This window comes from Streptomyces vilmorinianum (assembly GCF_005517195.1).
GTDB lineage: Bacteria > Actinomycetota > Actinomycetes > Streptomycetales > Streptomycetaceae > Streptomyces > Streptomyces vilmorinianum.
This window is the reverse complement of sequence record NZ_CP040244.1, coordinates 7,085,182-7,100,158: the sequence shown is the minus strand read 5'-3', so window position 1 is coordinate 7,100,158 and position 14,977 is coordinate 7,085,182. Positions and strand designations below refer to the sequence as shown.

The 14,977-nt window shown below is 71.5% G+C and carries 13 protein-coding genes; 8 read left to right on the top strand and 5 right to left on the bottom strand.

The genetic code is table 11. From position 1 onward, the window contains the following. Positions 1-10: 10 nt before the first annotated feature. Positions 11-1,348 (top strand): MFS transporter, encoded by a 1,338-nt coding sequence (locus FDM97_RS33020; protein ID WP_137994149.1) that lies wholly within the window; start codon positions 11-13, stop codon positions 1,346-1,348. Between the two features lie 78 nt (positions 1,349-1,426). Here the strand turns inward: FDM97_RS33020 and FDM97_RS33015 are convergent, their stop codons facing one another. Then, a complete protein-coding gene (locus FDM97_RS33015) occupies positions 1,427-1,933 on the bottom strand; it encodes a GNAT family N-acetyltransferase (protein WP_137994148.1) in 507 nt (168 codons plus the stop codon). Positions 1,934-2,016: 83 nt separating this feature from the next. On the opposite strand from FDM97_RS33015, the gene FDM97_RS36080 reads away from it, so the two are divergent. Then, entirely contained in the window at positions 2,017-4,299 is a 2,283-nt protein-coding gene (locus FDM97_RS36080; RefSeq protein WP_175439322.1) for an FG-GAP repeat domain-containing protein, read from the top strand. Between the two features lie 69 nt (positions 4,300-4,368). Next, complete coding sequence (gene thpR, locus FDM97_RS33005; protein WP_137994147.1) at positions 4,369-4,950, top strand: RNA 2',3'-cyclic phosphodiesterase; 582 nt, start codon at positions 4,369-4,371, stop codon at positions 4,948-4,950. 212 nt (positions 4,951-5,162) lie between these two features. Here the strand turns inward: thpR and FDM97_RS33000 are convergent, their stop codons facing one another. Next, positions 5,163-5,507: a hypothetical protein gene (locus FDM97_RS33000; RefSeq protein ID WP_137994146.1), complete on the bottom strand. Its 345-nt coding sequence runs from the start codon at positions 5,505-5,507 to the stop codon at positions 5,163-5,165. Between the two features lie 287 nt (positions 5,508-5,794). Between FDM97_RS33000 and FDM97_RS32995 the strand changes: the two genes are divergently transcribed. Both FDM97_RS32995 and FDM97_RS32990 read left to right on the top strand, forming a co-directional pair. Continuing rightward, complete coding sequence (locus tag FDM97_RS32995; RefSeq protein WP_137994145.1) at positions 5,795-8,416, top strand: NACHT domain-containing protein; 2,622 nt, start codon at positions 5,795-5,797, stop codon at positions 8,414-8,416. A gap of 63 nt (positions 8,417-8,479) precedes the next feature. Continuing rightward, positions 8,480-9,469 carry an aldo/keto reductase gene (locus FDM97_RS32990; RefSeq protein ID WP_137994144.1) on the top strand — a complete coding sequence of 330 codons (990 nt, stop codon included), beginning with the start codon at positions 8,480-8,482 and terminating at the stop codon, positions 9,467-9,469. Between the two features lie 25 nt (positions 9,470-9,494). Here the strand turns inward: FDM97_RS32990 and FDM97_RS32985 are convergent, their stop codons facing one another. Both FDM97_RS32985 and FDM97_RS32980 read right to left on the bottom strand, forming a co-directional pair. After that, entirely contained in the window at positions 9,495-10,088 is a 594-nt protein-coding gene (locus tag FDM97_RS32985) for a Uma2 family endonuclease (RefSeq protein ID WP_137994143.1), read from the bottom strand. 118 nt (positions 10,089-10,206) lie between these two features. Next, positions 10,207-10,902 (bottom strand): GDSL-type esterase/lipase family protein, encoded by a 696-nt coding sequence (locus FDM97_RS32980; RefSeq protein ID WP_137994142.1) that lies wholly within the window; start codon positions 10,900-10,902, stop codon positions 10,207-10,209. Positions 10,903-11,202: 300 nt separating this feature from the next. On the opposite strand from FDM97_RS32980, the gene FDM97_RS32975 reads away from it, so the two are divergent. The 3 genes from FDM97_RS32975 (at position 11,203) to FDM97_RS32965 (ending at position 13,746) form a co-directional block, all read left to right on the top strand. Further along, complete coding sequence (locus FDM97_RS32975) at positions 11,203-11,868, top strand: hypothetical protein (protein ID WP_254705834.1); 666 nt, start codon at positions 11,203-11,205, stop codon at positions 11,866-11,868. A 9-nt stretch (positions 11,869-11,877) separates the two neighbouring features. Further along, the gene (locus FDM97_RS32970) at positions 11,878-12,669 is read left to right on the top strand and encodes a hypothetical protein (protein ID WP_137994141.1); all 792 of its coding nucleotides are present in this window, start codon (positions 11,878-11,880) and stop codon (positions 12,667-12,669) included. An 81-nt stretch (positions 12,670-12,750) separates the two neighbouring features. Further along, entirely contained in the window at positions 12,751-13,746 is a 996-nt protein-coding gene (locus FDM97_RS32965; RefSeq protein WP_137994140.1) for a WD40 repeat domain-containing protein, read from the top strand. A gap of 74 nt (positions 13,747-13,820) precedes the next feature. Here FDM97_RS32965 and serC read toward each other — a convergent pair whose 3' ends face one another. Continuing rightward, positions 13,821-14,939: a phosphoserine transaminase gene (serC, locus tag FDM97_RS32960; RefSeq protein ID WP_137994139.1), complete on the bottom strand. Its 1,119-nt coding sequence runs from the start codon at positions 14,937-14,939 to the stop codon at positions 13,821-13,823. Positions 14,940-14,977 lie beyond the last annotated feature (38 nt).

Below are 14,977 nucleotides of genomic sequence, written 5' to 3'. Positions count from 1 at the left end.
GCGACGCACTTTGAGTACGGGACCCGGAGCAGACTCCGCACCCGTCCACAAACCCGACACCGACACCCGCGGGCGGGGGGAAACCTTCTCCTCACTCCGCATACGCAACTACCGGCTGTTCTTCACCGGAGCGATCGTCTCCAACACCGGCACCTGGATGGCCCGGATCACCCAGGACTGGCTGGTGCTCAGCCTCACCGGCTCCGCCGCCGCCGTCGGCATCACCACGGCACTGCAGTTCCTGCCGATGCTGCTCTTCGGCCTGTACGGCGGTGTCATCGCCGACCGCTACCCGAAACGGCGCATCCTCCTGGTCAGCCAGGCCGCCCTCGGCCTCTGCGGACTCGCGCTCGCCGCCCTGACCCTCTCCGGCCACATCCAGGTCTGGCACGTCTACCTGGTCGCGTTCCTGCTCGGCATGGTCACCGTCGTCGACAACCCGACCCGGCAGTCCTTCGTCTCCGAGATGGTCGGCCCCGACCAGCTGCGCAACGCCGTCTCGCTGAACTCCGCGAACTTCCAGTCCGCCCGGCTCGTCGGCCCGGCCGTCGCCGGCCTGCTGATCGCCACCATCGGCAGCGGCTGGTCGTTCCTGCTCAACGGCCTGTTCTTCCTCGCCCCGCTCGCCGGCCTGCTGCTGATGCGCCCCGCCGAGTTCCACAAGGTGGAGCGCGCCCCGCGGGGCAAGGGCCAGCTGCGCGAGGGACTGCGGTACGTGGCCGGCCGGCCGGACCTGATCTGGCCGATCGTCCTCGTGGGCTTCGTCGGCACCTTCGGGTTCAACTTCCCGATCTGGCTCACGGCCTTCGCCGACGACATCTTCCACGTGGGCGCGGGCACGTACGGCTTCCTCAACACCCTGATGGCGGCCGGCTCGCTCGCGGGGGCGCTCTTCGCCGCCCGGCGCGGCAGCACGCGGCTGCGGATGCTGGTAGGCGCCGCGGCGGTCTTCGGCCTGCTGGAGATCGCGGCGGCCGTGTCCCCGTCGTTCTGGCTCTTCGCGCTGCTGCTCGTCCCGATCGGCATGTTCGGCCTCACGGTCAACATCACCGCCAACTCGGCCGTCCAGCTCGCGACCGACCCGGCCATGCGGGGCCGGGTGATGAGCCTCTACATGATGGTCTTCGCGGGCGGCACCCCGATCGGCGCGCCGCTCCTCGGCTGGATCACCGACACCTACGGGCCCCGCGTCGGCTTCGCCACGGGCGGCCTGGTCTCGCTGGCGGCGGCGGGCGTCGTCGCCCTGATCCTGGCGAAGGTCGGCGGCCTGAGGATGGCGGTGGGCTGGCACCACGGCCACCCCCAGGTCCGCTTCGTCGCCCGCGAACGCCTGGCGACGGCGGCGTAGCCGGTGACGTGGGCGGGCCCCGCCCGGGCCCCGCCCGGGCCCCGCGTTGTTCCGGCCCGGGCCCCGCCCCCTCACCCGTCAGACCCGCCGCTCCAGCACCTGGCCCGGCCAGTCGCCGACCTGGAAGGGCACCGTCCGCGTGAAGCCCTGGCGCTCGTAGTACGCCACGAGCCGCCCCTCGCTCCCCGCGAAACAGTCCACCCGCAGCAGCGACACGCCCTGCCGGCGGGTCTCCTCCGCCGCGTGGGCCAGGAGCGCCGCGCCCACGCCCCGCCCGTGGAACCGGGCGTCCGTCGCCAGGATGCGGACGTACAGCTCCGGCTCGTCCACCCGCGGCACGCCCGGCCCGGGATGCGGTGTCAGCGTCAGCGTCCCGGCCGGCACCCCGTCGATCTCGGCGATCCACGGCGTCCCCTCGGCGACGGTCTCCTCGACCCTCTTCACCGCCGCGGGCCGCGCGGACCACGGATCGGTGCCCCACTGATCCGTGATGCCCTGGCTGTTGAGCCACACCACGGCGCTGTCCAGCAGCGCGAGTATCGCGGGGACGTCCTCCGCCCCGCCCTTCCTGATGGCGATCTTCATCCGCCCGAGGTTAGTCGTACAACTCTTCGATGCGGTGGTGAGTCCCTCATGGCATATCCGTGTTGTTAGGGGAGGAACACGCCTTGCGTACTGCTTTGTCCCGAGGACGGCTCGCGGTTTCGGTCGGGATCGTGCTCGCCGCCGTGGCGGCCACCCCGCTCACCGCCCCGGCCGCGTCCGCCGCACCCGCGGCCTCTGCCCCGCTCACCTCCGCCGCCCTCACCTCCGCCGCCCGGACGCAGACGGCCGGCGACCCGATCCCGGTGCCGTTCCTGGCCGTAGGAGGCGACCTCGTCAGCGCGGGAACCACCGGCTTCCTCTCCACGGACCGTGACGGCACGTCACGCTGGACCCGGTACGCGGACGGGGTCTCGAAGGTCGTCGAGGTCCCGGAGTCCGGTGCCGTCCACGGCTCCCGCTCGGACATCGTGGTGGTCGCGAAGAACGCGTCCCAGCGCCACTACACCGAGTCCGTGACGCTGTACGACATGGCCACCGGCGCCGCGCCCGTCACCATCGACCTGCTGCAGCCCGCGGCCTCCGGCTACGTCATCGGTGCCGTGGGAGCGACCCTTCTCGTCGAGTCCGGCTCGACGCTGAAGCTCGTCAGCAAGGCCGGGGGCTCCGTGTCCGTCCGCACGGTGACCGGAATGCCCTCCACCGAAGGCTTCCATCTCTACGACAGCCTGCCCGGCGCCGCGCTCGTCACCTACCAGACCCTCGGCGAGCGGGACGAACAGGCCGTCGTCGACCTCGCCACCAGCCGCGTCGTCGAGACCTACCTGATGACCCCGAGCCTCTATCCGCGACGCGTCTCGGTCCTCTCGCCCGGCCGCGTCGCGTGGACGGAGCGGACCGACGGCAAGACCGTGCTCGCCACGGCGGCCCGGGGCTCGGGCGACGTCCAGCGGACCCCGCTCGGCCCCGACGACCAGGCGAACATCACCGGCGGCCTGCTCGGCGACTGGTTCGCGTTCGGAGCCGACACCACCCCCGGTCACACGCTCACGGCCCGCTCGCTGACGGACGGGACGACCGCCGAGCTTCTCGACATCGTCGAGGACGTCGTGCCGGGCCCCGACGGGAACCTGCTCGTCCTCGGCGGCACGTCCACCCAGGGCGAGGGCCTCTACCGGATCACGATCGGCGCGGACGGGAAGCCGGCCGCCGAACTGGTCGCGTCCACCGGCGAGCCCATCGGCGACGTCGCCCCCGTCACCTACAGCGGCAGCGGGATCCCGGCCGTGCTCGACCTCGACGGTGTCGCCCGGTCCAGCCTGACGTGGACGTTCTCCACGACCAGGGCGGACCTCTCCGTCGAACTCACGCACAAGGAGACAGGACGGACCTTCCGCAAGCTCGTCCGGCCCACCCCCGAGTCCGCCGGCACCGGCGTCCACCCGGACGGCCGACTCGGCCTCGACTGGGCGGGCGAGTTCAACGGGTACGGCTCGCAGGCGCAGGCCGCCTTCAACGGCGCCTACACCTGGAAGGTCACGGCGATGCCGTGGAACGGGACGCCCGACGTCACCGCCACCGGCGCCTTCACGGTGGTCCGTACTCCCCGGGCGCACGACTACAACGACAACGGCTCGCCCGACCTCTTCGCGCGGGACACCGCCGGTGACCTCTGGCGGATCGACACGCGCTTCGACGACGCCACGCGACGGCTCGTCGCCGCCGACAACGGGAGCTACGCCGGCGCGTTCGGCAGCGGATGGCACATCTACGACCGCCTCGGGAACGCCGGGGACATCGCCGGGTCGTCCGCGGCCGACACGATCGCCCGTGACAAGAGCGGCGTGCTCTGGCTCCACCAGGGCACCGGGAGCGACTCACGGGTCGGCTTCGAGTCGCGGGTGCGGATCGGCGGCGGCTGGCAGATCTACGACAAGCTCGCGGGCGGCAGCGATCTGACCGGCGACGGCCGGGCCGACCTCGTCGCCACCGACAGGGCCGGCGACCTGTGGCTCTACCAGGCGACGGGCTCCACCACGGCCCCGTACGCGCCCCGGAAGAAGATCGGTTTCGGCTGGGGCATCTACAACCGGCTGACGGCCGTGGGCAACGTCGCCGGAGCCCCCGCGGGTGACCTCGTCGCCCGCGACACCGCCGGAGTGCTGTGGCTGTACCTCGGCAAGGGCGACGGCACCTACGCACCCCGCGTCAGGGTCGGCGCCGGCTGGAACGCGTACACCGACCTCGTCGGCATCGGCGACGGCGACAAGGACGGCCGCCCCGACCTGTACGTGCGCGGTCCGGAGAACACCTCGTACTTCTACGCGGGTACGGGCGACTGGCGGGCCCCCTTCAAGCCCCGCAGCTCCACCTCGGTCGCGCAGGCGCCGTACAACCAGGTCTTCTGACCGAGGCCCGGTCCCGGCCAAGGGGTTCCGGCGGCTCACGGGCCGCCGGAACCCTGCCAGACTTCCCTCATGAGGCTTTTCGCTGCCGTGCTGCCACCCCAGAAGCAGCTCACCGAACTCGCTCATGCCGTGGACCGCCTGGCCCATCTCCCCGGCGCCAAGCGCTTGCGCTGGACCTCCCGGCCCGGATGGCACTTCACGCTCGCCTTCATGGGCGAGGTCGACGAGGACCTGCTCCCCGACCTCCACGCGCGGCTCGCCCGCGCCGCCCACCGCACGCGGCCGTTCGGCCTCCGCCTCCACGGCGGCGGCCACTTCGGGCGGGCGGTGCTGTGGACGGGGGCCGCCGGGGACCTCGACGAGATGCGCCTGCTCGCCGAGCGCGCCGACGCCGCGGCCCGCCGCGCGGGCGTCCCGATGGACGAGCACCGCGCCTACCACGCCCACCTCACGGTCGCCCGCTCGCGCGACGGCGTCGACCTGCGCCCCTTCGTCGACGCGCTCGCCCCCTTCGAGGGCACCCGCTGGCAGGTCCCCGAGCTGGCGCTCGTCCGCAGCAACCTCCCGGGGGGCGGCGCGCCGGGGGAGCAGCCGCGCTACGAGACGGTCGGCGCCTGGCCCCTGGGCGGGGCTCCCGAGGGGACCGGGTGACCTCCGGGTTAACCTCGAAGGTGTGGACCCGAAAACCCGTAACCGGATCATGGCCGGTGTGCTCGTGCTGATGTTCGCGATCGTCGCGCTGTCGTCGGTGCTCGGCCAGTAACCGCCGAGCCGGCCGGCAACCGCCGGGCGAGCCCGGCCAGTACCTCCTCCGAGCGCTCCGGCTCGACGACCGCCCGCGGCGCGCTCTCCAGCCGCGCGGCTCACGCCGTCACCCCTGCTCCGTTCGCGCCCTCGCCCGTACCCCCGGTCGGCTGCGCGGGCGGGGCCGGCGCGGGCTGCCGAGCGTCCGACGGGCCGGTCGTCCCGGCCTGCCTGATCTCCCTCAGGTAGTCCAGGGCCTGTTTCCTGGACACCTCGCCCAGGAGCCGGTTCTCGTGCAGCCCGCGGCGCGCTTCGTTGCGGGCGTTGACGAGCGCCTCGGCCCGCAGGACCAGCAGGCCGCCGAAGGCCAGGGCGCCGATCACCCACCAGGGCGCCTCGGCCATGACGCCGAGCCCGGCCGTCAGCAGGCCGCCGAGGGAGGCGAGAAGGCGGGAAACCGTCATGGGTGAACTCCTCGAAGGTGACGTGGCGCGTGCCTCGGACGGCGGGCGGGGCGCGGGCGGCTCCGGCGGATCCACCAACGAATGCCCCGAACCCCGCCGTTGGCCGTACAAGCGCCGCTCGGCTGGCCAAGATGGTGCTTCGGGCAGAGACGGCGGGCCCCGGCGACTCGGCCGGCGGCAACTCCCGCCGACCACGTTTCTACGCCCGCCGCACGGCGCCGACCAGGGACTTCCGGCAGCGGTGAATGAGTGAAAGCCAATGAACGGGCCACGAACGAGGAGAGCGAATGGCAGGACCTGGAGGCTTCCGACCGAAGGGCCCCCAGCGCCCCGACCCGGCGGCGGCCGCACCGGAGAAGCGGTCCTGGGCGGCGCTCATGCGCCTCGTGTACGACGAGCTCTACGAAGGGCTGGCCCCGGCCGAACGCCCCACGGTCACGGCCCTGGGCAGAGCGGCCCATCTCAGCACCTCCTACGTCTCGGAGTCGTTCTCCGGCAAGAGGCGTCCGGAGCTGACCGCGTTCCTCTCGATGGTCACGGTGCTGCGCGGGGATCCCCGCGAGTGGGAGCCGCGCTGGCACAGGGCCGCGGCGCAGCAGGAGCCGGCCGCCGACGTGGAGCCGCCGCCCCTGCCGCTTCCCGGGGTCGAGGAGGAGACCCCTGAGACCGGCGGGACGGAAGAACCCCTGTCGTCTCCCGGCACGGAACTCCGCCGCTACCCCCTCCGCAGGTTCGTGCGGGCCACCCTCGCGTGGGTGGCCGCCGTGTTCGCCTGGCCGGTCCGGGCCCGCAGGGACAAGGCCGCCGTGCGGATGCGGCGCAGGCTCGTCAAACAGGTCATGAACAGGGCGGCGGCCGACTTCGGGCGCGCCGAGACCCACCACTACCTCGAGCCGCGGTTCGTGATCCTCGCCGAGCCGGGGGAGGACGACTCCGGGAGCAGGCGTCGGGGCAGGAGACAGCGGCGGGCCGAGCCCGTGCCGGTGCCGACCTCGGTGAGCAGCGTCCGCGCGCTCTACGGAGCCATGGACGAACTCGTGGTCCTCGGCAGGCCGGGCATGGGCAAGACCACACAGCTCGCCCGGCTCGCCCACCGGCTGGCCGAGGAGGCCCTCGCGGGCGAGGACGAGAGCGAACCCCCGTACATTCCGGTGTACCTGCGCCTCGACGGCTACCGCGGCGAGCCGATCGAGGAATGGCTGGCCGCGGAGATGAACAACGCCTTCCGTGGGGTCTCGGCGGTGCTCGTGCGCAGTTGGCTGGACGAGCACCTGCTGCTCCCGGTGCTGGACGGCCTGGACGAGGTCCCGGAGGCGGATCGGCCCACCTGCGTCAGGGAGTTGCTGCGTCTGCGCGAGCTCTGCCCGGGCATGGCCGTCGGCTGCCGTACGGACGAGGGCGATCTGCGCCGTCTCGCCCGCAGCCTGTGCGCGCTGCGTTACGTGGAGATCCAGCCGCCCACCCGGCAGGACGTCCAGGCCTTCCTCAACGCCGACAAGGCGGCCCTCGCCGACGTGCACGCGGCGCTGGAGGAGGACCCGGACCTGTGGCCGCTGCTGCAGTCGCCGATGATGCTCAACGTCATCCGCATCACCTACGGCAACCGGTCGGCGGACGACCTGCGCCTGCGGGGCAGCCTCGCCGACCGCCGCAGCCGGATCTTCGACTCCTACATACGGGAGTGCCTGCGGCGTGGGCGCCCGCTGCCGGACACGGCTCCTGAGCGGACACTCGCCTGGCTGACCTGGCTGGCGCGGACGCTCACCGAACGCGGGGAGCACGTCCTGTACCTGGACCGGTTGGACCTGAGCTGGCTGTCGCGCAGGGAGCGGACGCTGCCGCGGGTCGTCCCGACCGTGGCCATGGCGTCCTTCGGCCTCGGGGTCCCCGTGCTGTGGGTGGCGGTGGCCGACCGGGCCGGGGTGCTGCACACCAGCGTGTCGAGCGCCGCGGTGGTGGCCCTGGCCATGGTGTGCAACACCGCGGCGCAGGCGTACAGGTCGGAGGAGCATTTTCTGCGGACCCCGGAGGGCGGGGGCAGGGCCGACAGGAGGGAGCGCGGTGCCCTGCTGGTCCCCATGAGGGACAACGGCCCGACGATGTTGGTCATCCTGTTCCTTCTGCTGCTGACGGGCGTCGACCTGGTCACCCCGGGAACCATCGTGGTGGGACTCGCCTACCTGTGGGTCATGGCCACACAGATCGAGGGCACCCTCACCGACGTGTTCTCACCCGTGGAGCAGATGCGGTGGACCTGGCGGCGGCGCGAGCGCGCGATCTCACCGGGCCGGTTCGACGTACAGCGTTTCGCGCTGTCCGTCTGCGTGTGGATCGCCGTCGAAAGCCTGGTGGGCTACGTCGTCCACCTGCTCTCCCCGGACCCGGAGTGGATCGCCCCGGTCGCGGCGCTCATGCTGGGCCTGGTCTACATCGTCGGCAACCAGTTCGAACCCTCGCTCCAGGACCGGCGCCCCCGTCCCAACGAGGGCATCCGTCGGACGGTCCGCTTCTCCCTGGTCCACGGGTTCGCGGGCCTGGTCGTGGCCGCCGTGTGCCTGACCACGCTCATCGGCCTGGCCTCACCCGACCGCGACCTGCGCGCCGCCGCCTTCGTCGCCGCCCTGCTGGGCATGCTGTTCGCCGTGGTGCGGGCCTTCCGCTACGGAGGCCTGGCGGTCGTACGCCACTGGACGATCCGCGCGGTCCTCGCCCACCGGGGGCGCACCCCGTTCCGCTACCGGCGCTTCCTGCACACCGCCGAGCAGCGCATCCTCCTCTTCCGCACGGACAGCGGATACTTCTTCCCGCATCGCCTGATCCAGCTGCACATGGACACCACCGCCGAGGCCCTGCTGCCGCGCGTGGTGTCCCGGGCAGGCGCCACGTCGGGCCCGGCCCCGGAGGCGTGACGCGATGGGAGGAGGTGGGCGGCTCTTGCCTGGAGTGGACTCGAAGCAGTTGGCTTGTGGTCCATGAAGTACACGCAGCTCGGACGCACCGGACTCAAGGTCAGCCGACTCGTCGTCGGCACGATGAACTTCGGTCCGCAGACAGACGAACCGACCAGTCACGGCATCCTGGACGCCGCGCTCGACGCGGGCCTGAACTTCGTGGACACCGCCAACGTCTACGGGTGGGGCGAGAACAAGGGCCGTACCGAAGAGATCATCGGCACCTGGTTCGCCCAGGGCGGCGGCCGGCGTGAGAAGACGGTCCTCGCGACCAAGGTCTACGGCTCCATGTCACGCCGGAGCGAGACCTGGCCCAACGAGGACCGGCTGTCGGCGCTGAACATCCGGCGGGCCGTCGACGCCTCCCTCAAGCGGCTGCGGACGGACTACATCGACCTGTACCAGTTCCACCACATCGACCGGCGGACCCCCTTCGAGGAGATCTGGCAGGCGGTCGACGTCCTGATCCAGCAGGGCAAGATCCTCTACGCCGGGTCCTCCAACTTCCCCGGCTACAAGATCGCCCAGGCCAACGAGACCGCCGCCCGGCGCGGGATGGTCGGGCTCGTCAGCGAGCAGTGCCTCTACAACCTCGCCGAGCGGCGCGCCGAGATGGAGGTCCTCCCGGCCGCGCAGGAGTACGGACTCGGGGTCATCCCCTGGTCCCCGCTGCACGGCGGGCTGCTGGGCGGGGTCATCAAGAAGGAGGCCCAGGGCGGACGGCGGGCATCCGGCCGGTCGGCCGACGCGCTGGCCAGCACGGCGGTGCGGGCGCAGGTCCAGGCGTACGAGGACCTGCTCGACAAGCACGGCCTGGAGCCGGGCGAGACGGCCCTGGCGTGGCTGCTGACCAGGCCCGGGGTCACCGGCCCGATCGTCGGTCCGCGCACGGTGGAGCAGCTGGACAGCGCCTTGCGCGCCCTGGAGCTGGAGCTGAGCGACGAGGTGCTGACCGCTCTGGACGAGATCTTCCCCGGCACGGGTCCGTCGCCGGAGGCCTTCGCCTGGTGATCACGTAGGGGGTCGCGAGCGGCGGTCACTCACGGGGGAACCCGTCGGTCTTGAGGACGAGGCCGAGGGGCGTGCGGGAGAGGTCCAGGTCCGCGCCGAAGTCGACGACGAGTTCGCTGACGTACTGCCCGTCCTTCGGCTCCGTATAGACGTGGCACCTGCCCTGGTAGGGGTCGGCGATCAGGTAGACGGGCACTTCGGCGGTCGCGTAGGCGGCCTTCTTGGGCTCGTAGTCGTTGCGGGCGGTGCCCTTGGAGATGACTTCGGCGACGAACTCGACATCGGCGTGGTCCCAGTGCCCCCGACTGTCCGGAACGGCTTCGTCGCTGAGCTTCGCCACGTCGGGGCAGAAGCCGTTCTCCCCGCCCGGGAAGTCGATGCGTACGTCGGAGAACACGCGGGCCCTGCGGCCGAACTTGTCTCCAAGCGCCCAGAGGATCTCCCGGATGATCTCCCAGTGAGTGCTCCGCTGCGGTGTCATGAAGACGTCCCCTTCGACGATCTCGACCCTGTATCCCTCGGGGACGGGCATACGCTCCAGAGCCTCGAACATCTCGTCCAAGGTCGGCCGCTCACCGCTGGTCTCGGCCATCTCGATCCTGTCGTCTACGGCAGTCATCGTGGCGCTCCTCCCCGGCTGCCGCTCGAGTGCGGGCAGCCGCGCACTCCAACGATACGCACGGCGGCGCCGACACGCGGGTGGCGACAACACGCCACCGGGGCGTGGAGGTCAAGGCTCAGGCGCTCGGCGTCGGCGTGTACGTGCCGCCCACGCCCCACGCCTGGTGCATCGCGTCGGCGAAGGCGCCCGCCAGCTTCTGTTCGCCGGTCGGGCCGGGGTGGGTGCCGTCGTAGGTGTCCGTATGGATGTCGTACGACTCCGGTGTCGTCGCGAGCAGCAGGGGCGACGCGGCCGTGTCCAGGTCCGCGACCGCCTTCGCGAGCAGCTCGTTGAAGCGCTCGCACTCATCGGCGAAGGGGGCGTCGTACTCGGCCCGGATGTTGGGGATGACCGGCATCAGGACGGCCTTGACGCGCGGGTTCGCCGCGCGGGCGGCGGCCGTGAAGGCGCGGACGTTCTCGGCGGTCTGGTCGCTGTTGGTGTAGAAGCCGAGATCGATCAGGCCGAGGGAGACCAGCAGGACGTCCGCCCCGGTGGCCGTCACCGCCTCGCCGATCAGCGGCGCCATGTGCAGCCAGCCCTCGCCCCAGCCGGCCAGATGGCGCCGGGCGGGTGCGGGGAAGTCCGGGTCGGCGTAGGCGTGCGACAGGGGCGCGTCGGCGGCGGTGTCGTACAGCTCGCTGCGCGGGCCGACGATCTCGTACCGGCCGCCGCCGAGGGTGGATTCCAGGTGCTGCCACATGCGGTAGCGCCAGGTGAAGTCGCCGGCGCGTCCGATGGTCATGCTGTCGCCGACGAACATAAAACGCATGACGCTCATCATCGCCGAGAGCGACGAGAGCGCCGAGGCCCGGCGACGTGATCCCGGACACGGCGACTCCATCCCTTCTTGACGCATTCATGACGCATTCATGACCACATGGGCGGCCCGGTACCGAAGATCACCTCATGTCACCTCTTTGCGGTCGCTCCTTCGCGATCCTTCCGTCCTTCTCGGCCAACTGACCGCCCTGGCTGATGAATTGGCGTGTGCGGCGAGGTGAACTCGTGCACTATTTCCCGCGTGCAACAGATCACCGAAGTGACACTGACCGCACGAGGAAGGGAAGCCGTGCAGAGATCCACGGGCAAGGGAAACCGCCGTCGGGCGGCGGGACTTGTGGCCTTCGCCAGCGCCATGGCGATAGGCGTCGGTGCCGGCGTGGCATGGGCCGCCGTCACCGACAACATCCATCCCACCGCGAACAACACCGGTACGTGCCACAACGACCCGGACGGCGGTGACGGCCGGGTCACCTGCCGCACGGACAACGCCACCGTGACGTACTACATGGACAGCAGCGGCGAGTACGAGCTGGAGACCCCCGACCGCGACGCGGTCCGGAGCACCATGACCAACGACTACGCGCCCACCGACCTGACCATCTCCTACGACTCGTCGCCCACGTTCAGCGGGTCGGCCGAGACCGACATCATCTACCAGGAGGGGTCCACCAACCTCTCCGACAGCTCGGACGGCGTCACCTGGTGCAACGACGCCGTCGACGGCAGCAGTTACGGGTGCGACCAGCAGTACGTCCGCATCCGGGGCAACGGCCACTACACGCGCGGTCTCTCCTGCCACGAGACAGGCCACGCCATCGGACTGCTGCACGGCGCCCAGGCGTCCCCGGCGCTCTCCAACACCAACACCGCCCTGGGCTGCATGGTGACCCCCGTCAGCTCCGGGACGGGGCTCGGCTCCAACAACCGGGACAACATCAACTCCGTCTTCTAAGGGGGAACCGTGAGACGCCGTACACGTATCGCAGCCGTCGGGGCGACGTCCCTGGCCGCGGCCCTGGTGACCGCGACCCTGCTCAGCGGGTCGAACGGAGCGGGCGCGCCGACGGAGCTCGGGGCGAAGAGCCAGGCCGGCTCCGTCCTCCTCGCCGAGGCCAGCGACCACCTGCCCAGCGAGACCGCCACCGACTGGGTCACCTACGCCGACCACGTCGTCGTGGTCTCCGCCGTCTCCGAGCGGCGCGTTCCGGCGAGCCGCGCCGAGGTCGAGCGGGGCGAGGGCGTCATCGGACGCCAGGTCACCCTGAAGATCGACAAGGTGCTCTGGTCCCGCGCCGGGGCCCCCAAGGCCGCGCCCAAGACCTGGGACTACAACGCCACGGGCTGGCAGTTCACCGACGGCAAGGTCGACGCGCCCCGGAAGATGGCCCTCCACGAGCGCCCCCGGGTGGAGCCCGGACACACCTACATCATGGCGATGGTGTGGGAGGAGGCCAGGTGCTCGCCGGGAGACACCCCGGAGCCCGCACGCTGGCGCGGCCTCGGCGCCGGTTCCGAGATCCCGTACGACGCGGGCATCATCGGCAACGGCGAGTTCGAGGGCGGTACGCAGAAGGTCGCCAAGGCCCAGAAGGCGCCGGCCCCGGTCTCGCCCCTCGGTCTGGACGCCACCGCCGCGGTCCTGGAGGAGCGGCTCGACGGCCAGGCCGCCGACGTGCTGGCCGCGGAGCTGAAGTCCGCGAAGCCGGGCGTGAAGCGGCAGTTCGCCGCCGCGGCGGGGACCACCTGCGGCTGACGTCCGTAGCGGAGGAGTCGTCCCCGGGCGCGATCAGCGTCCGGGGACGGCTTCACCGGCACCCATGGCAGGCTTGATCGCATGCGATCTGCTCTGTGCGTCTTCGGTGCGGCGGCTCTCGTCCTGCTCACGACGGGCGCCGGCACGGCGTCGGCCGCCGGACCGGCCGACGAGGACTTCACGATCAAGGACTCCCGGATCACCGAGTCCAGCGGTCTCGCGGCCAGCCACGCCCACCCCGGCGTCTACTGGACGCACAACGACCAGGACCAGCCGCTGATCTACGGCATCGACTCCCGCACCGGCGAGACCGTCGCCACCCTCACCATGAGCGGGGTCGGCACACCCCGCGACATGGAGGCCATCTCCGTCGGCCCGGACGGCGACATCTACGTCGGCGACATCGGCGACAACCGCGACGGCACCTGGGACCACGTCTGGATCTACCGCTTCCCCGAGCCGAAGCAGCTCAAGGACCAGACGGTCCGCGCGAAGCAGTACGTCGTGAAGTACGCCGACGGCCCGCGCAACGCCGAGGCCCTGATGGTCCATCCGAAGACCGGCCGCGTGTACATCGCCAGCAAGAACGAGGACACCGGCGGCCTGTACGCGGGCCCGGAGCGCCTCTCGTCCACGGGCACGAACGTCTTCCGGCGCGTCGACGACGTGCCGTGGGTGACGGACGGCGCCTTCTCGCCGGACGGCGGCACGCTCGTCCTGCGCGGCTACTTCAGCGCCAGGGCGTACGCGTGGAAGGACGGCCGCCTGGGGGACGACGGCGAGTCCGTGGGGGCGCCGTTCCAGGGGCAGGCCGAGTCGGTGACGTACACCGAGGACGGCTCGGCGCTGATGTTCGGCTCGGAGGGCAAGCAGAGCCGGGTCGTACGGGTGGAGGTCGACAAGGACCGGGCTTCGACGCCGCCGCCGTCGCAGGGCGGTGGCAGCAAGGCCCCGTCCGAGCCGTCCGGCGCCGCGCCCGCCGACGGCGACACCGGCGGCTTCGGCCTGGGGATCGTCGTCCTCGCCGTCGCCACCGCCCTCGTCATCGGCGGCAAGCGCCTCCTGCGCCGCCCGTGAGCCCGTGAGCGCGTGAGAACGAAAGGGCCCGGCATCGACCATGTCCGATGCCGGGCCCTTCGTACGTACAGCGGTTACAGCTTCTCGATCACGTAGTCGACGCAGGCCGTCAGCGCCTGCACGTCCGCCGGGTCGATCGCCGGGAACATCGCGATCCGGAGCTGGTTGCGGCCCAGCTTGCGGTACGGCTCGGTGTCCACGATGCCGTTGGCGCGCAGCACCTTGGCGACCGCCGCCGCGTCGACCTCGTCCGAGAAGTCGATCGTGCCGATGACCTGCGAGCGCTTGGCCGGGTCGGACACGAACGGCGTCGCGTACTTGGACTCCTCGGCCCAGCCGTACAGGTTCCGGGAGGACTCCTTCGTACGGGCCACGGCCCAGTCCAGACCGCCCTGGCCGTTGATCCACTTCAGCTGCTCGTTGAGCAGGAAGAGGGTCGACAGGGCCGGGGTGTTGTACGTCTGGTTCTTCAGCGAGTTGTCGATCGCCGTCGGCAGGGAGAAGAACTCCGGGATGTGGCGGCCCGACGCGTGGATGCGGGCGGCGCGCTCCAGGGCGGCCGGGGAGAAGGCCGCCAGCCACAGACCGCCCTCGGCGGCGAAGGACTTCTGCGGGGCGAAGTAGTAGACGTCCGACTCGGTGATGTCGACCGGCAGGCCGCCCGCGCCGGAGGTCGCGTCGACCAGGACCAGCGCGCCCTCGTCGGCGCCCGCGACCCGCTTGACCGGGGCCGCGACACCCGTGGAGGTCTCGTTGTGCGTGTACGCGTACACGTCGACGCCCGCCTCGGCCCGCGGCTCCGGGTGGGTGCCCGGGTCGGAGGAGATCACGGTCGGCTCGGCCAGCCAGGGGGCCAGCTTCGCGGCCTTCGCGAACTTGGAGGAGAACTCGCCGAAGGTGAGGTGCTGGGACTTCGACTCGATGAGCCCGTGGGTCGCGATGTCCCAGAAGGCGGTGGAGCCGCCGTTGCCCAGGATCACCTCGTAGCCCTCGGGCAGCGAGAAGAGGTCACGCACGCCGGCCCGTACCTCGCCGACCAGGTTCTTGACCGGAGCCTGGCGGTGGGACGTGCCGAGGAGGGAAGTGCCGGTGGCGGCCAGGGCGTCCAGCGCCTCCGTACGCACCTTGGAGGGGCCCGCGCCGAAACGGCCGTCGGCGGGCTTGATGTCAGCGGGAATCCGGATCTCAGCCACGAGGCGGAGCGTATCCGGTCGCAGGAGCCGCGGCGGAC